This window comes from Sphingobacterium corticibacterium (assembly GCF_004208525.1).
Taxonomy (GTDB): Bacteria; Bacteroidota; Bacteroidia; order Sphingobacteriales; family Sphingobacteriaceae; genus Sphingobacterium; species Sphingobacterium corticibacterium.
In genome coordinates, this window is sequence record NZ_SGIT01000001.1 from 55,265 (window position 1) to 80,653 (window position 25,389).

Genomic DNA, 25,389 nt, shown 5'->3' on the forward strand with positions numbered 1-25,389 from the left:
ACCGGTCGTGTGCCTTCGGAAGCATGCTATTCTTTTCGTAATGTCTCTAAAGGCGAACGGTTAAGTACCGATAAACTGTTGGTTACACCTATACCAACGGTCAGTACGGAAACAAGCGCTGTCAATACTAAAATAAAACCGATAGAGGGAACAAAGGTCGTTTCAAATATAAATATACCCAAAAGGTTACTTGCAATAAGTGCGATAACGATACCGGTGATTGAAGCCAGTATGCCCAACATTAGGTATTCACTTGCCGTTATGGTAAACACCTGTCTACGACTCGCCCCTAAAGTCCGCAACAGGACATTTTCCTTTAAACGCTGATATTTACTGATTCTTACAGACGCGATTAAGACCACAAGCCCTGTCAGAATGCTGAAAGAACCGATAAATTGGATAACAAAGGCGATTCTTTCCAATAGGCTCTCCAAAATATCGATAGCGGTGTTGATGTCAATGACAGAAACATTGGGAAAGCGATTGACAATTGCCTGTTGGAATGTGGCTGATTGCGTCTCGTTATCAACGTGTGTCATTATCAGATAAAACTTTGGAGCATTGTCAATTATACCTTCTGCAAAAACTACCCTGAAATTTGATTGAAAACGGTTCCAATCCACTTCCCGGAAGTTACTTACTATGGCCGGTATTTCGACTCCTTGTACGTTGAATAACAGGCTATCGCCAATCTCCACACCAATTCTTTCGGCATAGCTTTTTTCCAGCGATACCTGTCCCATTTCGCCCTTGGATACACGGCCTGTCCAGTGGCCCTCCACGATCTTTTCTGATAACGTGAGCGAGTCGCGGTACGTTGCTCGGATTTCGCCACGGAACGATCTTGCGGAAATATTGGAAGTCGAATCCGATAGATAATCATTTGCCCTTTTGCCATTGATGGCGGCGAGCTGCATGGTAACAATAGGAACATCCTCTACAATAGGTAATCCTGCTTCTCGCGTCATGTTTTTGATGGTGTCGCGTTGTGGAGGTTGAATGTCAAAAAGTACCATGTTTGCCTGGTTTTCGGCTGATGCTATCTTTACCCGTTGCAACAGCATATCTTGCACAAAAAATAAGGTGGCAATCAACGCAGTCCCCAATCCAATGGAAATCAATAATACGATCGTCTGATTGTTCGGCCGGTACAAATTAGATAATCCCTGCCGCCATAGGTATGGCCATTTTTTGGGGAAATATCGCCTAATTAAATACGTGAATCCCTTTGCTACGCCATACAGAAGAGTGAATGTGAAACCTAAACCTACGATAAAAAACAATGTTTGCCTCCACCCATTCAGCTGTAAGCGGGTAAATACAATTATAAAAGTCAATATCAATAAATAAATCCACCACCTCAGGTTGTCTGTCCACAATGGTTGCGGCTCATCGCTGACCCGTAATGAATACAATGGGGAGATGTGTCTTACGGAAATAAGCGGTAGCAAGGCAAAAAGTATAGAAATTACCAATCCCAGACCTATACCTTCTGTTATGGCGTTTAAGGATATTCGATTGCTCAGCGCAACGGGGATAATATCTTGCATAACAATGGGAATCGCATACTGGATTAGTGTTCCGAGTGCAGCACCTAATATGCCGCCTATTAGACCAATGGCTGCAAATTGCACCAGAAAGATAAAAAAAGCTTGACTTGAACGCGTGCCCAGACATCGCAGTATAGCTACTGAAACCAATTTCTCACGTATATAGATATGGACGGCACTCGACACACCGATACAACCTAACAGCAAAGCTACGAAACCGACAAGCTCCATGAAATGAGCCATATCGGAGAAGGAACGACCTGTATTTTCTTTTGTAGTCGATACGGTGGCACTGCGCAGTTGTAGCTGTGTGAAGCGTTCTTTCTGTTGTTCTACAAAATCGTCCGTCCGGAATTGGGAAGGAAATTTGAAATAGTAATGGTACTGGATCCGGCTGCCGATTTGTTGCAACCCACTATTTTCAAGGTGTGCCAAAGGAACAAATACTGTGGGTGCCATCGCGCCACGCATGGCTGTTTGTCCAGGTTGTGCGATGAGTTCTCCACTGATCGTAAAATTATTTATTCCCAATTGAACCGAATCGCCTAACTCCGCATCATATTGTATCATGAGTGTCTTCTCAACAAGAACTTCCGGCTCCTGTCCGAACCTTTTATAAGCATCGTCCGGGAGGGTTTCCAGGTTTCCATAGAAGGGGAAGTCACCTGTTAAAGCACGAACTTGCACTAAACGCGAACCATCGGCTTTTGGAAAACGGATCATCGACATAAATCGCTCTTCGGTTGCCATTTGCTCGCTTAAGTTCTTGATGGAATCAATGAAAACCAATGTGGAGCTATCCGGTTTTCGTGTGCTCCGTAAATCTAGATCGGCGCCGATAAGCAGCGCGGCCTGTGTATCTATATCTCGTTTTAAATTTTCATTAAAGGATTTCATTGCGACCAGTGCAGCGATACCAAATACAATGGACGAAATGAAAAGAAGTAGCCTGGATCGGTTTTTTCGACTATCGCGCCATGCCATCAGGAAGATCCAATGCCAATTCATGCTATCGTTCCTCCTTTAATAGGGATGATGCGCTGCGTTTTTGCCGCAAGTTCCATATCGTGCGTAACAACGACCAATGTCGTGCCTGATTCGCGGTTAAGCTCGAAGAGCATCTCTTCTACTATTCTGCTCGTCTCTGCATCGAGGTTTCCGGTCGGTTCATCTGCAAATAGTATCTTGGGGCTATTGGCAAATGCACGGGCTAAAGATACGCGCTGCTGTTCTCCGCCAGATAGCTGCGATGGATAATGGTCAGCTCTTGTTGATAAACCCACCCGATCTAATAAAGTTATCGCCTTATCTTTCATATTTCGCATGCCCCGCAATTCCATCGGAACCATTACATTTTCGAGTGCAGTGAGCGTAGGAAGTAACTGAAAGTTCTGGAACACGAATCCAACATGTTCATTACGGACTTGTGCTAATTGGTCTTCATGAAGACCGTTAAGTTTGATCCCATTCAAGATAATTGTTCCCTCACTGCTCTGATCCAATCCTGCACATAAACCCAGCAAGGTCGTTTTGCCACTACCTGAAGGCCCAACTATAGATACGGTGTCGCCGGCATTGATTTCAAAGTTGATGTTTTTTAAAATAGGGATGATAGTATTGCCAAGATTGTAATTTTTAGAAACTTGGTTGAATTGTAAAATAGTGGATGCCATAGTTGTTTTTAGAGTAAAGGTTCTAGAACAGCCCAGACATTATGTGCCAGGATTTTTTGTCCTTCGGCGGTCGGGTGAACTGCATCTGCTTGATTTAAGTTTCCTATACCCGCTACATTATCCAGCAGAAAAGGTACCAGAGCCATATCGTATTGTTTGGCTAGGCGAGGAAACAGGGTTTCGAATTCATTAAAGTATTCCTGCCCCATGCTAGGAGGGACTTTCATTCCGGCAAGTACTAATTTACACGCAGGGTTTGCTTTCCGTACTTTTTCTACAATATCGCTTAGATTTTTGTAGGTGGATGCTGTAGATACTCCTCGCAGTCCGTCGTTGGCGCCGAGTTCCAATACAAATATATCAACCGGTTGCTGTAATAGCCAATCTATACGTTCTTTTCCTCCGGCGCTTGTTTCTCCACTTAATCCAGCGTTTATGCAAAGGTAGGGCAGGCCTAAGGAATCAATCTTTGCTTGTATTAGTGCGGGGAATGCTTCCTGCGGATCATCTAAACCATAGCCCGCTGTTAGGCTATTGCCAAAAAAAAGAATATTGCGAATGGTTTTTTGTTCTACGGAGGCTTCTTGCTCTTTTTTTTGGTCGTTTTTGTTTTCACCAGTATGCGATGTTCCATTGTTACAGGACAACAACAGAATGCCAAAAAATAAATGGGAATAACGTCTTAAAATATGAATCATAACACTAATTTTTCTTCGTCCCAACTACATATGGAGTTAAAATAGGGAATTATTATAAAAAAAACAATGTTTTGTGTCGATCGGGAAGGTGAGATACGCTGAAGGGTCGTCAATTCTTCTAAAAAGGGGGATAGATTTCCATGAAGAATATACAGATCAGCCCGAAGGTTTTTTACTTTATACTGGAGTATAGGTGGTAATTTCGGTGAAGTTTGTAATACATGCTGGAAGATAATCGTTTTTTCAAGAGAGGTTAACCAATACGGCTAAATGGTTTTCATATTTTTCTTCGGTATGTGCAACATTCATTTTAAGGGTTCTTAAACATCGCTGAGGATAGTAGTTTTTTCAAGAGGGGGTAACCCATGCTACGGAATGGTTCCCATATTTTCCTTTCGTATGTGCAGTATTCCTTTCGGGGGGTGCAAAATATTACGGAGGTTGATTACTTTTTCAAAAGGGGTCAGTATATTTCTTGGAAGGGACTTTGAAAAATATGACGGAAAATTTTGTTTTTCCCGAGGGTTGGGGTAATGCTACAATAGGAGCATTTATAGTAAAAAACAGCCTTAAAATATCATATGGAGCTTTTTTTGATTTTGTACATAGGGAAATTGGGATAAAATTCCGCCAAAAAAAACATCGTGCTTGCTTAATTTTGGCGGAATTTTATCCCTCGAATTACTAGGTGACACTTTTGGGTATTCGTGAATTTTAATCGTTATACGAATCACAGAACGCAAAGATTTTTTAAATCTAAATTTTAAATTATTGACTTACAAAACGTTTGTGTTTTTGCTTTAAATATGTAGCAAAACGAGTTTGTGGATTTAAAAATATTGTTTAATATTGCACCCGTCAATCAGGAGCAATGGTTTGTGAATTGCTTGACAGAAACAAAAATAAATTCCTGAATAGCTCAGCAGGTTAGAGCATCTGACTGTTAATCAGAGGGTCGCTGGTTCGAGCCCAGCTTCAGGAGCCAGTTAGAAGCCGCTTTTCTACACGAAAAGCGGCTTTTTGTGTTTTTAGTGCAGATTAGAGACATCTGCGTTTGACCGATCGAGTTCTCCGATTTGGTTTGATTTACAAAATCCGTGTCTACCTCAAAAGTGAAAAAAGTAAAAGTATTACGCTTTTTAAACAGATATATTTTCTAAAAATATTTTTGGATATTAAAAACGAAGCTGTATCTTTGTGTCACTTTAGAAAAGCGGCTAAATAGCCGTCTAAAGCATAAGATTCCTGAATAGCTCAGCAGGTTAGAGCATCTGACTGTTAATCAGAGGGTCGCTGGTTCGAGCCCAGCTTCAGGAGCTAATAAAAAAGCTGTTTTTCGATAAGAAAAGCAGCTTTTTCTTTTTAGTGAAGATTTTAATGATGGGTGTCTAGAGCCTATATTTGTCTTGACCGGTGGAAGTTCTTTTCCTATCTTAGTGGTAATCGGTGAACTAAAGAAAAATCATAAATGCAAGAACTCTTTCATGAAACATACGGAATAGTTCTAGGGTGGTGATTTCAAGGTTGCTTAAGGCTTTGGAAAATAAAGGTAAAGTCAAATTGAACAGGAATAACATTCAAATGCTTGGTTAAAAGTTGAATGTATTTCGTGAAAATCGTTTGTAACCTATGTTACTGTGTAGGCCATATGCAGATCGTAGCTTTGTAATAGATTATTAAATAAAAGGAAGTCTATGTTTTTTCAACATGTATACGATAAAAGTTTAGCTCAAGGTAGCTATTTTATCGGCTGTCAAGTCGAAGGTAAAGCGATTGTTATCGATGCCCAAAGAGACATTGACGTTTACCTTGAAATTGCGAAGAAAAACAATATGAAGATCACTCATGTTACGGAAACGCACATTCATGCGGATTATCTTTGCGGTTCGCGGGAATTGATTGCCGTAACTGGGGCAGAATTATATCTGTCTGACGAAGGTGATGAAGACTGGCAGTATCAATTTCCGCATATTGGACTAAAGCATGGCGATAAGATCCAGGTTGGGAACCTAACGTTAAACATTCTTCATACGCCCGGGCATACGCCAGAAAGTATCAGCTTTCTGTTGACTGACCATCCGGCAACCGACAAGCCTGTAATGATATTTACGGGCGATTTCGTTTTCGTTGGAGATATAGGACGCCCAGACTTGTTGGAGAAAGCTGCCGGAATAATCGGAACGCAAGAAAAAGCAGCCAGACAGATATATGAATCTATTCAATATTTTGCCACATTACCTGACTATATACAGGTGTGGCCCGGACATGGTGCTGGATCAGCATGTGGTAAATCCTTGGGCGCGGTACCCAGTTCCACAGTCGGGTACGAAAAAATCCGTAACTGGGCTTTCCAATATGAAAATGATGAAGAAGGCTTTGTAGAATACTTATTGGAAGGACAACCTGAGCCACCAAAGTACTTCGCGATGATGAAATATCTGAACAAGGTCGAACGTCCGTTGCTGGTGGAAGTCCCCAAGCATCCAAAATTGACAAGAGAACAATTTTTGAATGCTTATAAAAATGGATTAACCGTAATCGATGCTCGGAATAAAACGGAATTTGCAAAGGGTTTTATCCCTAACAGTATCAATATACAGGGGAATAATTCCTTTTCTACCTGGGCGGGGTGGTTGTTGAATTACCAAGAACAGTTTATACTGGTTACGGAAGATAATAGAATCGACGATCTCACTCGTAAACTGATGCGTATCGGCCTAGATAATATTTATGGTTATATTTCAGATATAGACGATTTGGGATTGGAATTGGAAACACATGACATTATTGACATACAAGAGTTCCAGTCTTATGTTGGAAATCCGGATGCGCAGATCGTCGATGTAAGAGGATATACAGAGTATGAACGTTACCATGTAGCAGGAGCAGAGAATATCTTTGTGGGAACATTGGCCGATAACCTAAACAAGTTTAACAAAGAGAAGCAGATTGTTGTCCATTGTCAAAGTGGAGACCGGGCGACGATTGCCCAATCACTATTGGCTAAGAACGGATTTAAAAATGTAAAAAACTACGTCGCAGGAATGGAAGAGTGGAGAGCGCTAGTCCCATAGCACACCTAAAAAGCGGAAAGAATACAGCAGATGACATTTTAAATGAGCTTGCTGTATTCAATTTTAGCATGATGGCGGGGGTCTCTCGGCAGTTGCTGGAATTTTACTGTCGTTACCTTAAATGGTAGTTGTTGAAGTTTTGCTAGTACCTGCTCCTTTATGGATTGCGTTTCCTCTGTTAGTTCAATAAATGCACTTATATCGGTGCCGTTAGAAAGAATCGTTCCCATTTCAATGCCGTCGATGGACTGCACGTAATTTTCAAAAACAAAAGTAGACAACCAATGACCGTCCTGTGCAATAAGCGTATTGCACCTTCCTGTGAGGAAGAGGCGTCCATCTCGGATATAACCACTGTCACCGGTTCGATGCCAGTAGACGTCATCGATGAAAATTTTATTCGTCCGAAGGGCGTGTTCATTTTTGTAATATTGCGTGAGCACATGAGGACCGGAAACAACGATTTCACCCCATACTCCTTCCGGCTGTTTCATATGTTCAAATGCCTCCAAAGAAATATCGAAAAGAGATTTATCTGTAATCGGAATAATCTTTACCTGTGTTTTATGAAAGATTGCACCGACTGGTATACCTCGTTTTAAGTTGAATGTAGAAGTTTCGGATACCAGTTCGTCAACGGCAATAGAGCTAATAGGCTCGGCTTCCGTGGATCCGTAGAGAATTCGAACATTTTTAGTCGGGAATGCCTTGTTGTATAGTTTCGCTTCTTTTAAAAATACAGGTGCGCCACCGGTAAGGATATCGTTCAATTGCGGTAATGAAATTTTATGTTCGGAAACATGTTCGGCAATACGTTTGACAAAATAAGGGGAAGCCACCAATCTGGTAACCCGATGATCCAAAAGCTGTCTTACGATTCTTTTCGGCTGAATCTTAGTCGGTTTCGATGGGTTGAAGTCGGCAATCACGGAAGTCGATCCCACGGCAAGATTGATAAGCAAGACAATAGGCAGTACCGACATATCTACATCCGACGGCTTAGCTCGGATTTCCTCCTCCAGCGCTTTAAACTGTTCGTATAAAAAGCCATGTGTCCGCAGTGCTGCTTTTGGCGTTCCGGTGCTGCCTGTCGTAAAGGTAATAAGTGCTGCGTCTTCCAACAGTGTCTGACAAATTTGGTCATTTTCATCTCCAGAATAAGACAATCCCAGCTTGATCGGAATCTGCCGGATGCCTTTAGAAAAGAAACGCAGCACATGGGCTTTCCAACTACCCACGAACGCTTTGCAATCCGCGATTTGGCAACAGGTATCCAGACGATCTATCTTGCTCCATTGATCGACAAAGACAACGGTTGCTCCCAGGTAGAACAGCGCCAGCACATTTCGGTAGAGATCAATGCCCATTGGTACAAACAGTAAGACCCGATCACCTTTTAGGATTTCTTTTCGTTTGAAGTAATTTGCCGTTAGCCGAACCTGCTGTGCGAGTTCTGAAAAAGTAATTTTATCACCGTTTTTATCCCAGATAGCGGTTTTGTCAGGATACCTTTCGGTGTGACGTATAAACAGACCAGCGATGTTAAATGGATTTTCCATAGAGTGTGTAGGTTTTTAATAGATGTCCATCGTATTGATCGGATAGGGGAGTTGCGTCTCCTTCGTCAATCATCAAAGCATAAATAATCTGCTGATATTCTTTGGTTACAGCTTTTTGATAAAATTCGTCAACTAATACTAATCCTAGACCCCGATATAGTCGTTTGGGACTACGGGCAAGTGTTTTGATGATTAAGGTTTTGCCAGCTGGGTTCAAAAAGTCATCTGTGCCCAGCAGAACGCCGACAATTTCACCATCATGTTCCGCAATTTGGACAAACTCGGTTTTCAATACAGATTGCAACGGTAGGTATTTTTCTAAAAAAGATGATTCGCTGATCGGGCTGTACAGAAAGTTCTGTTTAAAAGAGTCGTGTAAAAACGGGTATAGCTTTTTTAAATCAGCCACGTAATTGTCTTTATCTAATCCCCGAATGATAACTCCATCACGAAGTAACCTGCTTTTTAACTTGTCAATTTTTTCATTTTGTCGTGGAGCAACGGCGGCTATGGCCGAATAATAATGTGCTATCGGCTCGAAGCCTATTGATTGCCACTGTTTGGCATAGTAAGGTTCGTGTTTCATCTCCATAAAGAACAAGGGTTTTTCGGGATGATCATGAAAGCGGTAATTTTCCCAGGTCGAACCGTTCATTGGACCAATGAGAAAATTTACGTCTTTTTCTTTAGCTTGTTTTTCGATGGCCCGAAACAGTTTCTGTACCGCCTCCTCGTTTTCTTGTGCCTCGTAAGCACCTACCAGCCCAACGTTTTTCTCTTCGTAGAGAATCCCCTTATTTAAATACAAAACGGCTTTTGCGAGATAAACACCTTGCCGTTTTACCGCGATGCCTACATAGTAATGATCCATGGGCATACGTTCATTCCCCGGTGATACATTTATTTGGGCGAATGTGTCGGATTGCTCTTTGGTATAGATTTCGGTGATTATTAGATTATCCATGATTGTGTCAATAACATACTCACTATGACTGTAAACGGAATCGAAACGTTATCGTAGCCGTCCCGACTGACGGCCTCGGCGATAGTAGACCATAATGCAATGAATGCAAAAGCGAACACTTTACTCGTATTCATGTCCGATAAATATAGGTATCGCCAACTGATGACAGCAATCAAAAAGGCGCTGATAAAGAAGGCTAGGGATCCTGTTGCGGTTTTCGTAGCTCCCGCTATTCGATAAGAACCCCACGGCCATTTTTTACCGCATAATGCCGCCAAAGGATCGCTAATAGCCAATATCATAATAGGCAGGTAATAATAGATGTATTGATGTCCTTGATGGCTGTACGAAAGATAGCAACCATAAACGGCCACAGGATAGGCTAAGCTACCTACTGATTTGCGGTCGATTGCGTTGATAGATTTCAGCAAATGGAAGCGTAGCGAACAGATCAATATGACCGCAAATGACGCACATAATAACAATACCCACCAATGATTGTCCAGCAATACGGGAAAAAGTAAGGCCAGCAGTCCGGTACCGAGATGCACAAACTTTCTTGTCAACTCGACTTTTACTTTCAGGACGTGATACAAGAACTCTCCTAGCGCGAAGAGTATAAGATAGCATCCTGCGAGAATAAGTGTATGTTGCAAGTTCGTTTCCATTACTTTTGTTCCACAATAAATTGATTGTAAAAGAAGCCGTGATCGTCCTCCGTCAGCTGTTGGGAAAATTTGTTAAGATAGCGAACTTCGGACGGAAAAATACCCGAGATACGGCGCGGTACCATCAAATTCCAATAGCCCATTCTACCTCTATCTGCTAACAGCTGTATCAGTTTTTCCGCCGTTTCCGTGAAGAGGCTTTTATTCATGTATTCGAATATATTGGATAAATTCATGCTATCAAATTGTCCATATTCCCTGGCTACCTGCTCGGCAAATCCTTGACGGATAACCAAGCTATCCAAATTTCCTTTTAATTTATGATAAGATTCCGGTTGCAGATAATGTGGCAATAGTTCGCCGAAATTCCCTGTTAGGTTATAACGCAAGATCGGATTTTTTTGGGCACGGGTTTTTTTTAGCTGTTTTTCGGCTTTCTTGAAAATATAAGCAGAAACATCTATCCCTACTTCTTTTAAGAACTGGGGGTCACGTCCCAATTTCCCCATCACAAAACGGCTAAAAAAGATGTTGAAGAATAAACGCCAACGCCAGGTGTTCCATTTTTTGTGGTAAAACTTTATTTGTTCCGATTCGTCTTTTGGTGCCAATAATTGCTCAACCCGTCCTTTACCGTGGATGAAAGGCAATACGCGTTTAGCAAACAGCTGAAAATACCGCTCGAATTTCCCTTGATGTATGATGCCTCGGGTTATTGTATCGGTATGTCGTTCCCAATATTGACGCACATCAGCGGCTAATTCCTGTTTTAACTGTTGAAATAATTTCAGCCTGTCTGTTCCCTCGTGGAAACCTAGGAAAACAAGTACATCGTCATAATCCAAAGAACGGATAGCTGCTTTTTTCAACTCCACGAGATACAGTTGCGTCAGATTTACATCTACAGCGACAACCAGTTCGGGATCAACAGTAAGCAAGGAAAAACTGTTGTCGCCGGCAGAAGCGATGGATAAAATTTTCGAACCGCTTTTAGGTGCTAAACCTTGGAGCAGTATTTCCGAATCTTCCCAACAATTGGCGTAGCGGATAATGCTAAAATCAACTTTTTTGTCCAGATTACCCATGCTGGTTATGTTCTTGTGCTTCGTCCAAAACCTTGATTTCACCTGTGCTTCCATCCATCTCGATCCAATCGCCTGTTTTGACACGGGACAATAAACCCGTTATGCTCACAATGCAAGGAATACCCATTTCCCGGGAAACGATAGCCGAATGACTCAGTAGGCTGCCTCGTTCCACAAGGATGGCTCCGGCACTGGGGAAAAGCGTTACCCATCCGGGATCGGTACTGGTGGTCACCAGAATATCGCCATCCAAGGAATCTATGTCGTTCGGATGCTGTACGACACGCGCTCTCGCCTTGACCTGCCCCGGACAGCAACCAATTCCTTTTAAGTCGCTTTCGGCTATTTCCATCTTGCTCTTGCTATAAAAATCATTACTTTGGTATACAACGCCGTAGGTGCCGATGCGCTCGGACGGCATAGGCATCTGTTGGAAGCGCTCGTGCTCTTCCTTGCGCACGGCGATGAGTGATTTGAGATCTGTGGTCAAGCTACGGCCTTCTATATAGGCAAAGATTTCGTCTTTGCTCAGAAAAAAGATATCACGATCAAATTCGAGTATATCTTCTTCATAAAAACGCTTACCGATATAGGTGAAAATCTCCCGTACAATCCCAAAACCTCTGGTTCGTTCATAGCGTAGGTTTTCGCGCGCACTCACCAAATATCGGGTACGATGCAGTGTTTTCTTGAAAATCCATTTTTTGAGCGGTTTATAACGCAGCGCCTTTTTCATAATGGCTTCTGCATCTGTTCGGAGTTTTTCCTCTATTTGGTTTGACGTTTTAGCTGTTGTAATTCCCGATTCCACGTACGATTTCAGTACCTGTACAAATCGTGATGGATCTTGCGTATAGGAAATGGTTTCCAGCTTTAGTTCCCCAACGCAGCGCTCCCCAAAATCTGTGATATACTGTTCGATCATCTCTTTCGTTTTTTTGCTCTCGGCGAGATGGTCGTATAGCAAAAACTGCCAGATGTCCTCGGACGTTTCGCGGAGAAATACCTGTTTTAAATAGGGTGTAGCCGAAATATAGGTTGCCAGCTCGACACTGCGATGGATCGGTTGTGTAGAAATGATGTCCGCACTTCCGCATAACAGGTCGTTGTGGATATTCGGGTGATCTTCTTTTGTGTATTCTTCACAACGTTTTTTGAGCAATCCAAACCATATCATCGCAAAAAAATCATTGAGTAGCGGTGCTTTCCACTGATGGAGAAGTGTCCGTTCGAAATGCAGGTACAAATTCATCAGCTCGTTGGCGTCCTTCGATTGAAAATCGATCTTTTTGTACTTGTCAATCGTACGATCCAATAAATTTTTAAACGCTATCCGCTGTTTGGGCAAGGTTCTTAGATGCCCGTACATTTTTACGATCATTTTCAAAATACGCATCCATGCCTTTCCTTGTGGTAAGAGATAACTTTCGGGAATATCGAAGCGCTCTTTAACGCCCATCATTTGCTCCATGAAACGTGCATTTAGGCTGTACCCCGGTAACATCGCCAATAAATGATACCAGGAGCGTAAATTGTAGTATACCCGACCGTTGATGAAACCGAGCATATTCGTAAAAACACGTTGATGGCGATGGACTGTCTGCTCATCTACACCCAATATCGATACAAATATTTTGTAAGCTGTTTCGTATGATTGGCTGATAAAAGAAAAGGTCAACGGCGTGGTTACGCCGGGGTATGATTCGACAATATTACTGTTGTCCCATACGATATATTCGCTGGTTGGATCGGGCAATTTGGAAAGTCCGGTTATCGGGCGCGTCTGTAAGATATACAGGCTGTCGTCCTTCACCGCAAATTCAACATCCTGATACAATCCGAATGCTTTTCTCAACTTGTTCAATAGTCGATCCAGTTGCCAAATAACACCATCTGAAATCGCTTGGTCATTCTGGTTAATTCTTGGTACATCCGATAATACCACTCCGCCCGTGCCATCTGGATTTAGTATCATTTGCTGTTTTTTGCGAACGGTTTGTCGGTCGAGACGTCCATTTGCAATGATATAATTATCTGCTTCCAATTCCCCGGAGACCAAACCCTCGCCCACACCAAATACAGCCGATATGAGTTTCTCTTTCCGGTGTCCATTGACGGGATTTATGCCAAAAGCGACTCCCGCAGCATCAGCCTCAATCATTTCCTGTACAATAACGCCTATGCCCAGACTTGGACCGAGACGATTTGCCTGTCGGTAAGCATGCACACGTTCCGAAAAAACGGAGCGCCAGACATCCTTTATGCGCTCCAATACCTGTTCCTTTTTTACGTACAGATAACTTTCAAACTGCCCAGCAAAAGAGTGTTGTCGCCCATCTTCGTCCAACGCAGAAGAGCGTACCGCCAAATAGGTAACCTCTGCGAACTGTGTATTTAATTCTGCTTGTACGACAGGAGGGAAGACATATCGGTCAATAGCATGCAATACATCTGTCGAGCGCTCGATCGAAGACACGTCCTTAAAAACCTCTGCAAGAAAATCAGCAGGCAATACGGCCCATTTTGGTACGTGCACGCCTAGCTGACCTAATTTCAATAGGTTTTTGGCTTTTCCTCCTATCGCCGGATGTTCTATATATTGATATTGATTGCCTTGAATAAAAATCATGTGTTTCTTCTTTTTGAATGCAAGTTGTTACCCAAACAAGCGTTCCAACATGGGGACACCGCCCAAGCTGAGATACATCGCGATTGTCCATCCTGCCGAAGTCAATTCAATTGCTTTTGCACGCTTACTTGTCATGTTGTTGACGAACAAAACAGCCGGAATACAACTGAACATAAATATAGCAGTTAAAATGATATAAGCAAGTATACCGTACCCGGCATAATAAGATGCTACTATACTTAACAACCACGTAGCGAATAAAATGAGTATCCATAATCCTGTCGCTTTTTTAGCACCAAGCATATACGAATAGGTTTCTACGCCAACTTTTTCATCGGATGGATTTCTTATTTTCCGACCAATTTCGAGTACGAGGCCGTTCATAAAAGAAACCGCAAAAAAGAACAGCAGTCCTTTTGGTGCATCAACACTTGCCAGTAACCAATCCAACCCACTGGCGTAGATATCAATCAATGGAATAATCAGCATGTGCGAAGTCACGTACCAAAAGGGATGCTTCTTCAGCCATTCCGCCACAAAAAACTCTTTGCCCATCAAACAGAGGTAAAAAATTACAATACCATAAATAATTAGCATTTTGGGAAAGAAAATAAGGTTGATAGCGATTTGCGCTAAGAACAGTACGATACCCACTAATCGCAGTTCGTGAAGAGAAATTAACCCACGTGGAACAGGTAATTCCTTACGGTACATCGCATCTTCTTTGGCATCCTTGAACTCGTCAAATACCCTAACCAGTAAAAAAAGTGTAACCGTGGTAAACACGCCAACCAAAAAATGTTGCCAGGAGATAAAACCCGTTGCGCCTCTAGAAATTCTGGAATAGGCTATTGCCGAAAGACTAAAGGCGCTAATCAAAATCCCGTGTGCCAGCAAGGGAAAACGCTCCCGTTGATATATCCAGAAACGCGTGATGAAAGAAGCGTTGTTTTCTTCTGGATTGCTGTATTCATTTTGTTGTGTTTTCATCCTAAAATCTTACAAATAAACTAGCCAAAATATTGCCCCTGCAAAAATGAAACTGTCAAACCTATCCAATATGCCGCCGTGTCTAGGGATAAGTTTACTATAATCTTTTAAATTACACCGACGTTTGTACCAAGAAGCAAGGGTGTCGCCTACGAATGCCGCTGTACAAATGAGTAATGGCGAAAATCCTATTGCATATCCCGACATATTTAACCACTGCATGACAAACAATCCCGTAGCGATTCCCATGGCATATCCACCAACAACACCTGCTATAGTTTTGTCTGGACTAATTTTAGGCAGCACTTTTTTCTTTCCAAAAAGCTGACCTGTAATTTGGGCAAATCCATCAAATGTAAATACGATAGTATAAACGTATAATACCCGCTCTAACGCGACTTGACTAGAAAATTGATAAAAGCTAAAAGCTAAGGCCATATAAGATAGGATGGATAGTCCTAAAAACAATATTCCCCTGCTCGAAGAACGCCAACCTCTAACGATTTCATATGCCCCAATGATGAGTAATACAATCGCCAGATAGCGCATGATTCCATATTGGATACACCAAACGGTTATGCTGACGGCAAGGAGGTAGAAGATATACTTCACCCAACGTGCTTTCCGTTGCTCGGCATCGCTCTTTCTATTGAGTACGAATATTGCTATACCACCGATAGTGAAGAATATAATGATCATATAGAATAATGTCCAAAACATAATCTATTATATTTTATTTCGGAAGACAAAAAATGCGCTCTTTAGGTTAGAACGAAGCTTGGGCAACGATACAACCAAGAGCAATTCCTCCAGATAAGATAAACAGCTTACCACCACCATGAAATAAAAATAGGGTTTCCAAAAGCCGAAAAGGAAAAAGGTGAAAATAAATATGCCTTGGACATAGCCGATGGTCTTGCTCGACCATAAATGAAAGCTGGGAAAACGTCCAAACCGGAATAAAGCTAACAACTGCGGAAGCAACCAAAGGCCTATCAGTAACATAAATTCCAATTTATATTCTTTTACAAAATCCTGTTCCAGTACAATCATGCCTGCAAAAGCCATGATATAAGTTCCGATATCTGCTAAAGAATCTAGTCTTGCGCCCAGTTCGGTCTGCAGCTTGAAAGTGCGGGCAATCAGACCATCCAAAATATCCGTAATCAGATTAATGGATAGGAGGGTGATGAACAAATTTTTATCTCCGCTAACAATAGCGTATATAATAAATGGTAACGCCAAGATGCGGTAAGCAGACAGTGCATTAGACACATTCCAGATATTTTCCTTTTTAGTTGTCATGGCTTTTATTTTTTTCGTCCAAACTTCTTGTGTGCCTGCGTGAAATGTCCGGCAGATAAAGCTGCTGCAATCGAAAGTTCGCCTGCCAGAACAAGTGCTCCACATATTTCGGCGAATTTCCGGGCTTTACCCGCACCATAACAATCCATCATCTCTAAGCATTCCCGTTGTGTAGGCAGATGGGTTCCGCCGCCTACCGTGCCTACTACCAAATTAGGTAACGTCACACTTGCATACAATGACCCATCTTTATTCAACTCCATTCTCGTGATGCCGGTAGCGGCTTCTGCCACACAGGCAACATCTTGACCAGTAGCTAAAAACAAGGCTGCTAATCCATTAGCATAATGCCCCTGTGCGCCAATTGCGCCACTCTGTATAATGCCTATAGTAGAGGAACGCCAATATTCGGCCATCATTTCCGGTGTGGTTTTGAGAACCTTATTGACGATTTCTTCCGGTAACACGATCTCTGCCGTCACTTTTTTTCCTCTCACGTTGGTAAATGATAGAGCCGTTGCTTTCTTGTCGCCCGAATAGTTACCTTCAATAAACCACAATGTGGGTTTGGTTGGACATTGTTTTACGATATATTGGCAAATGGCATCTGTACAGATCGTCACCATATTTTGTCCAGCGGCATCGCCTGTATGATATTCCAGGGTTACAATGAGATGATTCCCCTCGATTTGGATTTTGATATCCATCAATTTGGCAAATCGGCTGGTTTGTCCAACTATTTCTTTCAGCTTGTCGACTTGTGGAAGGAGCCATGCAACAAAAAGCCCCAGATCAGCAATATTCTCAAATTTGAATACCGGGCTACGTTGCACGCCCTCCAACAGACAGATAGAGGTGATACCGCCTGCTAAGGAACAAGCCTTCGCACCTCGATGGTACGATGCGACTAAAGCACCTTCACTGGTAGCTAGAGGGACATAAAAATCGCCTTGGGCAGATGAACCGATGATATGCAGTGGCCCGATAACGCCTGTTGGGACGCGAGTCATGCCGATATAATTTTCGATGTTACCGTTCAAAACTGTGAGGTCATCAAAAATTTTGTTTTCAATGAGGTAAGGGGCTTGCGTAGCCGTTTTATTTTCTAAAAAGCGCTTTCGCTGTCGGACGCCATCTGTGCTTACTTCCGGTTCGAATGGCAGTGTGTTTTCCTCGCTGGGAGCGGAAACTTGACGATTCCGGATATTTCCAATGATATGTTCCATCTTTTGAACGGTATTGATAATGTGCAGTGCGGTACTTGCTTTTTCTGTTGATGATGCCATGATCTTTTGTTTATAATTTCAAATCGGATCCCTTTGAAACAAATATATTGAGAATTGTCTCCCTAGAATCAACTATTTTTTGTCTACTTCCGTTTGATCGTACAAGCTTAATATCCACGCTTTCATAAGCTTTATATTTTAATTTACATACACAAATGTATTGCGTTATTCGAGTAATCGTTTGCTTAAAACAATTAAATTATTTATTATATTTGTGATTATCGCAAAAAAATGTATCAAGAAATTCTAATCAATACTATCAGAAAGAAAATAGGCCAAGATAAATCCATTATCGAGGAGGTGGCGGGAGCATTGGATATTAGCTATGATGCGGCCCATCGGCGTATTTCTATGAAAAGTAAGTTTTCGATGGAAGAAGGCGTCCAATTGGCTAATTACTATGGTGTTTCCATGGATACGCTGTTCCAAGGAAGCGACAGCGTATTGGTCAAGAAAACCAAAGATGTCCAAAGTTTTGATGGTCTAAGCCTATATCTGGAAAGTTCGTTTAAATATTTAAATGTATATGCCGCAGATAGGGATACTTCGTTGTACTATTCGGCAAAAGATATTCCACTGTTTTACACCGTAAATACAGATTTACTGTCGAAATTCAAGCTATATGTATGGCTTTATTTGCTGAATCTCGAGGATATGAATATATCTTTTGATGTGTTTTGTACCAAAGCACCTATCATAGACCATAGTCAGAAACTAACGTCGTTTTATGCTTCGGTGCAGACCAACGAGATATGGAACGATACCACGATTAATAGCACGTTACAGCAAATTATCTATTTCTTTCAATCCGGTCTGTTGTCTGCTGAACACGGTAAAACACTTTGTGACGGTCTAAAAGAGTTAGTATTCGGGCTAGAGCAGAAATGTACCGACAAAAACGATCAGTATCGTTTGTACTATCATGATTTGCTGATCTTGAACAACAATGTGCTTATTTCAGATCAACAGAAAAAATCACTTTTCGTGCCATACACCATGTTGGGGTATTATATTACGCATGACGAAAATACTTGTAAAACGGTGTATGATTTCTTTCAATATCAACTGAAAAACTCCAAATTGCTCAATACAGCAGGCATAAAAGACAAAAAAATGTTTTTCAATCGGGTGTATCAGAAGATCGATTTCTACAAAAACCAAATGACGGTTTTTCCAGATATGTTGTAGTATCTTCGCCAGTTTTTGTTATTATTAGTACATTCTTATACCTTTGTGTCGCTCTTCAGAGTTAACGATAAAAATTGAATATGAGTTTAGTAATTGTAGGTACAGTGGCATTTGATGCCATTGAAACACCTTTCGGAAAAACCGATAAAATTGTAGGCGGCGCTGCTACATTTGCAGGTCTGGCAGCTTCATACCTATATAATAAAGTAAAATTAGTTTCTGTCATTGGAGAAGACTTTGGTGATGATAATCTGGACATTCTCCGATCGAAAGGGATTGATGTAGAAGGAGTGGAGATTGTGAAGGGGGGAAAATCGTTCTTTTGGTCAGGGAAGTATCATAACGATATGAATAGTCGTGATACGTTGGTAACCGAACTGAATGTATTAGCGGATTTTGATCCGAAACTTCCCGATTCTTATCAAGATTGTAAATATTTATTGCTCGGCAACTTAACGCCTCAAGTACAGATAGCAACCTTAGACCGTTTACAACATAAACCGAAATTGGTCGTTTTAGATACGATGAATTTCTGGATGGATGTGGCGTTAGAAGACTTGAAGGAGGTGTTGAAAAAAGTAGATGTTTTGACAATAAACGATGCAGAAGCACGCCAGCTTTCTGGCGAATACTCCTTAGTGAAAGCTGCACAGATTATATTGGAAATGGGGCCCAAATACCTTATCATTAAAAAGGGGGAGCACGGTGCTTTGTTATTTGGTGAAGGACAAATATTTTCTGCTCCTGCATTGCCATTGGCAGATGTTTTTGATCCGACGGGGGCAGGCGATACATTCGCTGGTGGTTTTATAGGGTATTTGGCAAAAGTGAAATCGATTAATTTCAACAATATGAAAAATGCCGTTATTTATGGCTCAGCACTGGCGTCGTTCTGTGTGGAAAAATTTGGAACAGAACAGTTGCAACAATTATCTCCAACTGATATTGGTCAAAGGATTCAGCAGTTTATTACGTTGTCTAGATTTGAATTGATAGACGAAAAGTAAAATATATAAAAAATGCCCAGTTCGGGCATTTTTTATTAACTGAATTTATAGGTGCTGAGTGTTTTTTTCATGACTTTACGTGCGACGTGAATACGGGTTTTTACCGTTCCTATTGGGATGTTCAGATGATCCGATATTTCATGATATTTATACCCTTCGAAATACATCGTGAATGGAATATAATAGTCCTCTGATAAGTTTGATAATGCATGATTGATATCTTCCATAACGAATTTATTCTCGCCCCCATTCTTTGTTGCGGAAACGACCAGGTTCGCACTGGTAATTTCTTCCTCTTTTGTAATAAAAGAATTTGTTTTTACCACGCGACGGTAATTGTTGATAAACGTATTCTTCATGATGGTGTATAACCAGCCTTTTAGATTGGTGCCTTCTTTGAAGTTCTTAAAATAAGTAACAGCTTTCAAAAGAGTATCTTGCACTAAATCATTGGCATCATCCTGGTCCCTAGTGAAATTTCTGGCGTACGCTTTTAGTGATTCTGATTGTTGAATGACCAAAGTGTTAAATTGTAGTTTGTTCATATTAGACTGGATTAAAAAGTTTACACTGCACTAAGTGAACAACTTCCGTTCAATTAGCTATTTTAAGATAGTATTTCATTTACATGAACTACGGTTGCACTTCAATTATGCAAATGGCGTGCTAAACTTTTTGATTATCGTTAAGTCTAAATGAATATACTATTAAATTTATCGGTTTAAAGTCGGAGCACCCTTAAAATAACTCTTTAGATGCCAATAGAATAAGGGGTTGTTTTGGTTTTCCACAATTTAGATCCACAGTTGTTGAAAACTTTTATAGAATATTTACTTCTCGTTCTAGCATAATTCCGAATTTTTTATAGACATCGTTCATTATTTTAGACGATGTTGCATAAATTTCTGAACCACTGGCATGGCCTAAATTAGTGATTACCAACGCTTGATTTTTCCAAATAGCTACGTTCCCATCTACTTTTCCTTTCCACCCACACTTTTCGATCAACCAACCGGCAGCAAGTTTGATATGACTGTCGTCAACCGCATAAAAAATAATATTTGGATATGCTTGCTGTAGTTCCTTAAATATATTGATTGGGATGATGGGGTTTTTAAAAAAACTGCCGGCATTACCAATAGTAGAAGGATCAGGGAGTTTTTCTACACGAATATGTGACACTACTTCGGCAATATCTTGTATAGTAGGAGAGGAGATACCTCTTTTTTGCAGTTCCATATTGATAGCGCCATAGGCAGAATTGATCGTATGATGCAAACGTAATTTATAGGTAACAGAGGTGATGATGAAGCGTCCTTTGTAGGTAGATTTAAATATACTGTCACGATATGTAAACTTACAATCCTCGTTGTGGAAAGTGGTAAACTTGCCTAGTGTGGTATCAAAAGCTTGGCAGGAATAAAAAACATCCATGAGCTCCGTTCCATAAGCGCCGATATTTTGAATGGGAGAAGCTCCCACTGTACCTGGAATAAGTGCCATGTTTTCAATGCCGCCAAAATTATGTTTCACGCAATACCAAACGCAATCATTCCAAACTTCACCCGCTTTTGCCGTGACATAAATAAAATTCCCCTCAATAAAATGACTAATTCCCTTGTTACCCATTTGTATGATTAAACCGTCGTAATCTCTGGTGAACAGCACGTTACTGCCACCGCCCAACACGAAGAATTTTTCGGAAAATTTACCGTCTAGGAATAAGGAAGTTAGTAGACTCTCGTCTGTGATCTGTAGGAAATTTTTACAGAAAACCTCGATGCCAAATGTGTTGTAAGTTTTTAAGGAAATATGCCGCTGGATAGTGTTTGTCATTTTTTTGTAATGTCTTAACTTGACTAATCCTTTTAAAAAATCAAAAAAAGAATTAACTTTATAATATGGCTGTAAAGATAATATAAAGCCGAGGATTTAAATAATAAAATAGATGACTAAGAATGTTGATGTAAAGAGAGCAAAGATACTTGATGTGGCGAAACGGCGTTTTGCACACTTCGGAATGGCAAAGACGACGATGGCAGAGATTGCCAAAGATCTTTCCTTTTCAAAAGCATTGTTGTATTATTATTTCCCAGATAAGCACAGCCTATATACGGCCGTTTTGGAACATGTCATTAATGAGATGATTAACAAGGTAGAGGTATATATGACAAAAACTTCTGATGTAGCAGAAATTCTTTTATATGCAGTGGAGAGTCGCATGGTGATTATGCGTGAAAATTATAATTTATTTGAGTATTCTTCTTCCCAATTTGTCCAAAATCCGGGAGAAATGGGGAAAAATATTGGTCCTTTTTTTGAACGTATACGTGATCAGTATAGCCGAATTCTGAAAAAGGGTGTCGAAAATAATGAAATCGAAGTTGAGGACTTTAACGAAACAGCAGAATTGTTACTTTTCTCTTTAATGGGTATGCGTGTGGGTATTTTAAGTAAGGACTTGAACGATTGTCTTTTTCCTACACCTGATGAATTCGAACTTATCCTGACCAAACAACAGAAGATGGTCAAGATTTTTCTTCGAGGTTTGCGCAGTAACTAGCAGTCTGTTTCAAAATATGTTGCATAATCATGTCCGCATGGATTCTGGAGTTTTCAATAAACCAGAGATGGGTGTTCAGACCTCCACATACCACACCAGCTAAGTATAACCCCTTTATATTGGTTTCCATCGTTTGTGGATTGTGTACTGGAATCATAGGAGATTCATCAGGTATCTCTATTCCGACTTTTCTTAAGAAATCAAAATTCGGACGATAACCCGTAAGTGCAAGTACAAAGTCGTTTTCGAGTTCTACTGTGCTATCAGGTGTCAAGATTGTAACAGCATTCTCTTTTATTTCTATCAGCTGACTTTGGTAATACACATCAATTTCACCTAATGTAATTCTGTTTTCTATATCTGGCCGCACCCAATATTTTACCCGAGGGCCTATTTCCGGTCCCCGAACAACCAAGGTTACTTTTGCTCCTTTTCTATAGGTTTCCAGCGCCGCATCTACGGATGAGTTACTTGCGCCGACAACCACAACCCGTTGATTCGCATAGAAATGTGGATCTCTATAGTAATGAGAAACTTTTGGCAGTTCTTCTCCCGGAATATTCAATAGCATAGGTACGTCATAGAAACCCGTTGCGACCACTACATATTGAGCGGTATATTGTCTTTTTGTCGTGGTTACAATAAAAACACCTTCCTCTTTTTTTACGCCTATTACTTCTTCAAACAGATGTGTGTTTAAATCAAATTTTCCATTGATACGGCGATAATACTCTAATGCTTCCGCTCTTTTTGGTTTGGGAAGTGTTGTTACAAAGGGGGTATCACCAATCTCCAGCCGCTCTGAAGACGAAAAAAAAGTCATGGTCAGTGGATAATTGTATAACGAATTGACCAAACAGCCCTTTTCTATAATAATATGTGATAAATTTGCTTTTTGTGCAGCTATGCCACAAGCTAGTCCTATAGGACCAGCACCTACAATTAAAACATCAACGTGACTATCCATTTACTAAATCTGCTGTTTCTTTATGTTCGACTTCTGCCATGCGCGTCATAAGCTGCTGTGCGACTTTATGTAAATCTCCTGAAATTTTACTTAAAAACTGTAATTGTTCCGTAATTAATTTGCCATCCTCATCCTCATCAGTTACGACTTTAAGGTTTGGAAAGTCCTCATCAGGATCAAACTCCTTTTCCTCGTCGGGAGGAGAAAGCAAGGCAACAGCCTTATGCAGATCGGACAGTGCTTTCTTTAATAACCGTACGTGTTCCCGGCTATAAGAGCTAATGTCTGCATGATGGACTTGGACAAGTAGATTTGCAGCGTGGGACGACAAAATATGGTCGAGAATAACAAATCGGTTGACTTCCTTCGTGTATTTTTGCCGCCATTTGGGTTCGGTTAACATCCGTTGGAAGGTAGAGCCCATATTGGCAGAGGCAATATATACTTCTTTTCGCGAAAGCTTGTATGCTGTAATGGTTAACTGTTCTCCCGCAAGGATACGGATTGCTTGGGCAAGATAATTGTAATTGGCAATAAGTAAATTGCGCATGTTATCCCTAAATTGAATACTTTCCCAATTCGGAAAAATAACATAGCTTGAGACAAACGCGATTAATCCACCTAAAAAGGTGTCAATTACTCGCTCAGTAACCATTTCCAGCGTATCCATGCCGTGGAAACTTAACATGATCAATATATAAGGTGTAATGAACATGACGGCCACAATATAGTTTAGCCGGAACAGACTGTAACCGCTGAGGAAAAAGAAAATAAGGAATATAAAACGTATTGTCACATCGTCAATTGTAAAAATGACAGCCGCTCCAATAATGCCGCCAATCAATGTGCCTATCAATCGTTGCGCATTCCGTTCTTGCGTAGAGCCAAAGCCTGGCTTAAGAATCACCATGATTGTTAACAAGGTCCAGTAAATCCCGTTGGGACTGAAATTTATGAGGTTAAGCGTGAGATAAGTCCCTGAGAGGACAATCGCCATGCGTAGTGCGTGGCGAAAGGCCGATGACTGTAAACTAAGGTTACTTCTAAATTTTTTCCAGTCGATCTGATCTCGTGTGATAAATTGGGAGGCCGAATCTATCTCTTCTTTTGGAATATTAGGCCCTACATTCGTAGAGTTATAGCTGTATATATTCTCGAGATATTTGATAATGCTTCGGATGTTGATAATAACCTTTTTCAGCGGAATGGTGTTGATGCCTTGCTTATCGAGTTTCTCCACAGATTCGCGCAGACGATCCATATCGTTTTCGAAGGTGTAAGTAGGTTTGGGTAATTTGTTTGCATTAATCGCATAGGCAATATTATCCAACTCATTTGTTACTTTAAGTATCGTATGTTTAAATGGCATCAGTACACCATATTGCCCGTAAGCAGATTTAATCGCATTATAATCGTATTGGGTAGTCAAGCTTTGTTCAAAAAGATCAACAATATCAGAAAAAACCAACGTGAGATAACGCCCGATTTTAGTCGTATCCTTGATGGAACGTTTGCTTTGAAAAAGTGTGTCTCGAACTGATTCTTGATGCTTGTTGACTTCCACCTGTTTTTCAATTAACTTGAGGTAGTTCGTGTCAATATCGACATTGGGATCGTAGAAATTCGCTTTCAGCCGAATATAATCGGCTACATCGCGTATGGATTCCGATAGTTCCTGCTGGGCGATACGATAAGGACGAATCTTTAATGTCCACATACTGATTGCCATATACCAAAGGCCTCCGATGATGACGAATAAGAGATGGAGCCATACATTGCCGTCGGTGACCGCATGTTGTACATTAAAGAGCATCAAAAGCGTACACATGGCTCCAACGGTAGCGGCGCGGGCATTAAAAACCGCAAACATGGCAAAAAAGAAGCTCAATACCGCTATGGCAATGGTGGTTAAGGGTACTGAAAAATTGATGGAAACAATAATGAGGTATGTTAAGATACCTAGGCCGATGGTAGATAACATCCCTAATCGGCGATGAGAAGGTGCGCCAGGTGTATCAGACAGACCTATTAAGAGTGCACCAAAAGAAATTAACGTACCTTCGTTCACGTAGCCTAAATACATGCATACGAGTAGGGGGATGATGCATCCCAATGTAATCATCAATCCTTCCGCAAAATATTGGCTGTAGAAAAAATGACTAATTTCTTTGGTTCTTTCCATG

Annotated in this window: 20 protein-coding genes and 2 tRNA genes; 6 read left to right on the forward strand and 16 right to left on the reverse strand. The window is 41.0% G+C overall.

All coding sequences use genetic code 11. The features are described 5' to 3' along the window. Window positions 1–26: 26 nt before the first annotated feature. From EWE74_RS00220 to EWE74_RS00230, 3 genes are read right to left on the reverse strand one after another with little or no spacing between them, the layout of a single operon-like run. A complete protein-coding gene (locus tag EWE74_RS00220; protein WP_130139542.1) occupies window positions 27–2,558 on the reverse strand; it encodes an ABC transporter permease in 2,532 nt (843 codons plus the stop codon). Then, window positions 2,555–3,223 (reverse strand): ABC transporter ATP-binding protein, encoded by a 669-nt coding sequence (locus EWE74_RS00225; RefSeq protein ID WP_130139543.1) that lies wholly within the window; start codon window positions 3,221–3,223, stop codon window positions 2,555–2,557. The genes EWE74_RS00220 and EWE74_RS00225 overlap by 4 nt, the downstream gene beginning before the upstream one ends. An 8-nt stretch (window positions 3,224–3,231) precedes the next feature. Beyond that, window positions 3,232–3,921, reverse strand: a complete 690-nt coding sequence (locus EWE74_RS00230; protein WP_130139544.1) for an arylesterase — start codon at window positions 3,919–3,921, stop codon at window positions 3,232–3,234. 908 nt (window positions 3,922–4,829) lie between these two features. Between EWE74_RS00230 and EWE74_RS00235 the strand changes: the two genes are divergently transcribed. The 3 genes from EWE74_RS00235 to EWE74_RS00250 all read left to right on the forward strand — a co-directional run bounded on the left by EWE74_RS00235 (window position 4,830) and on the right by EWE74_RS00250 (window position 6,995). Next, a tRNA-Asn gene (locus EWE74_RS00235) sits at window positions 4,830–4,906 on the forward strand. A gap of 258 nt (window positions 4,907–5,164) precedes the next feature. Beyond that, window positions 5,165–5,238 (forward strand) — tRNA-Asn (locus EWE74_RS00240). Window positions 5,239–5,615: 377 nt separating this feature from the next. After that, the gene (locus EWE74_RS00250) at window positions 5,616–6,995 is read left to right on the forward strand and encodes an MBL fold metallo-hydrolase (RefSeq protein ID WP_130139545.1); all 1,380 of its coding nucleotides are present in this window, start codon (window positions 5,616–5,618) and stop codon (window positions 6,993–6,995) included. 38 nt (window positions 6,996–7,033) lie between these two features. Here EWE74_RS00250 and EWE74_RS00255 read toward each other — a convergent pair whose 3' ends face one another. Genes EWE74_RS00255 through EWE74_RS00295 form a run of 9 tightly spaced genes read right to left on the reverse strand, consistent with a single transcriptional unit; the run spans window position 7,034 to window position 17,481 of the window. Then, on the reverse strand, window positions 7,034–8,554 hold the full coding sequence (locus EWE74_RS00255; RefSeq protein WP_130139546.1) for an AMP-binding protein: 1,521 nt from the start codon (window positions 8,552–8,554) through the stop codon (window positions 7,034–7,036). Then, window positions 8,538–9,518: a GNAT family N-acetyltransferase gene (locus EWE74_RS00260; protein ID WP_130139547.1), complete on the reverse strand. Its 981-nt coding sequence runs from the start codon at window positions 9,516–9,518 to the stop codon at window positions 8,538–8,540. Before EWE74_RS00260 ends, EWE74_RS00255 begins: the two co-directional genes overlap by 17 nt. After that, entirely contained in the window at window positions 9,506–10,186 is a 681-nt protein-coding gene (locus tag EWE74_RS00265; protein ID WP_130139548.1) for a diacylglycerol/polyprenol kinase family protein, read from the reverse strand. The genes EWE74_RS00260 and EWE74_RS00265 overlap by 13 nt, the downstream gene beginning before the upstream one ends. After that, the gene (locus EWE74_RS00270; RefSeq protein WP_130141069.1) at window positions 10,186–11,271 is read right to left on the reverse strand and encodes a DUF3419 family protein; all 1,086 of its coding nucleotides are present in this window, start codon (window positions 11,269–11,271) and stop codon (window positions 10,186–10,188) included. Before EWE74_RS00270 ends, EWE74_RS00265 begins: the two co-directional genes overlap by 1 nt. Beyond that, window positions 11,264–13,900, reverse strand: a complete 2,637-nt coding sequence (locus tag EWE74_RS00275; protein ID WP_130139549.1) for a PEP/pyruvate-binding domain-containing protein — start codon at window positions 13,898–13,900, stop codon at window positions 11,264–11,266. The genes EWE74_RS00270 and EWE74_RS00275 overlap by 8 nt, the downstream gene beginning before the upstream one ends. A gap of 27 nt (window positions 13,901–13,927) precedes the next feature. Continuing rightward, complete coding sequence (locus EWE74_RS00280; RefSeq protein WP_130139550.1) at window positions 13,928–14,890, reverse strand: UbiA family prenyltransferase; 963 nt, start codon at window positions 14,888–14,890, stop codon at window positions 13,928–13,930. A gap of 9 nt (window positions 14,891–14,899) precedes the next feature. Then, window positions 14,900–15,610: a phosphatidate cytidylyltransferase gene (locus EWE74_RS00285; protein WP_239018508.1), complete on the reverse strand. Its 711-nt coding sequence runs from the start codon at window positions 15,608–15,610 to the stop codon at window positions 14,900–14,902. Window positions 15,611–15,616: 6 nt separating this feature from the next. Next, window positions 15,617–16,195 (reverse strand): CDP-alcohol phosphatidyltransferase family protein, encoded by a 579-nt coding sequence (locus EWE74_RS00290; RefSeq protein WP_130139552.1) that lies wholly within the window; start codon window positions 16,193–16,195, stop codon window positions 15,617–15,619. A gap of 5 nt (window positions 16,196–16,200) precedes the next feature. Next, window positions 16,201–17,481: a hydroxymethylglutaryl-CoA reductase gene (locus tag EWE74_RS00295; RefSeq protein WP_206365099.1), complete on the reverse strand. Its 1,281-nt coding sequence runs from the start codon at window positions 17,479–17,481 to the stop codon at window positions 16,201–16,203. 231 nt (window positions 17,482–17,712) lie between these two features. Here EWE74_RS00295 and EWE74_RS00300 point away from each other — a divergent pair, with 231 nt between their 5' ends. Together EWE74_RS00300 and EWE74_RS00305 are read left to right on the forward strand one after the other, a co-directional pair. Continuing rightward, on the forward strand, window positions 17,713–18,669 hold the full coding sequence (locus EWE74_RS00300; RefSeq protein ID WP_130139553.1) for a hypothetical protein: 957 nt from the start codon (window positions 17,713–17,715) through the stop codon (window positions 18,667–18,669). Between the two features lie 80 nt (window positions 18,670–18,749). Next, window positions 18,750–19,676: a PfkB family carbohydrate kinase gene (locus EWE74_RS00305; protein ID WP_130139554.1), complete on the forward strand. Its 927-nt coding sequence runs from the start codon at window positions 18,750–18,752 to the stop codon at window positions 19,674–19,676. Between the two features lie 35 nt (window positions 19,677–19,711). Here the strand turns inward: EWE74_RS00305 and EWE74_RS00310 are convergent, their stop codons facing one another. Together EWE74_RS00310 and murB are read right to left on the reverse strand one after the other, a co-directional pair. Further along, entirely contained in the window at window positions 19,712–20,221 is a 510-nt protein-coding gene (locus tag EWE74_RS00310; protein WP_130139555.1) for an RNA polymerase sigma factor, read from the reverse strand. 274 nt (window positions 20,222–20,495) lie between these two features. Further along, window positions 20,496–21,512, reverse strand: coding sequence for a UDP-N-acetylmuramate dehydrogenase (gene murB, locus EWE74_RS00315; protein WP_130139556.1), 1,017 nt, complete (start codon window positions 21,510–21,512; stop codon window positions 20,496–20,498). A 112-nt stretch (window positions 21,513–21,624) separates the two neighbouring features. Here murB and EWE74_RS00320 point away from each other — a divergent pair, with 112 nt between their 5' ends. After that, window positions 21,625–22,239, forward strand: a complete 615-nt coding sequence (locus tag EWE74_RS00320) for a TetR/AcrR family transcriptional regulator (protein ID WP_130139557.1) — start codon at window positions 21,625–21,627, stop codon at window positions 22,237–22,239. On the opposite strand, the gene EWE74_RS00325 is transcribed toward EWE74_RS00320, so the two are convergent. Then, the gene (locus EWE74_RS00325) at window positions 22,205–23,206 is read right to left on the reverse strand and encodes a YpdA family putative bacillithiol disulfide reductase (RefSeq protein WP_130139558.1); all 1,002 of its coding nucleotides are present in this window, start codon (window positions 23,204–23,206) and stop codon (window positions 22,205–22,207) included. The two genes, EWE74_RS00320 and EWE74_RS00325, sit on opposite strands and share 35 nt — an antisense overlap. Further along, window positions 23,199–25,388, reverse strand: a complete 2,190-nt coding sequence (locus EWE74_RS00330) for an FUSC family membrane protein (RefSeq protein ID WP_130139559.1) — start codon at window positions 25,386–25,388, stop codon at window positions 23,199–23,201. The genes EWE74_RS00325 and EWE74_RS00330 overlap by 8 nt, the downstream gene beginning before the upstream one ends. Window position 25,389: the final 1 nt, after the last annotated feature.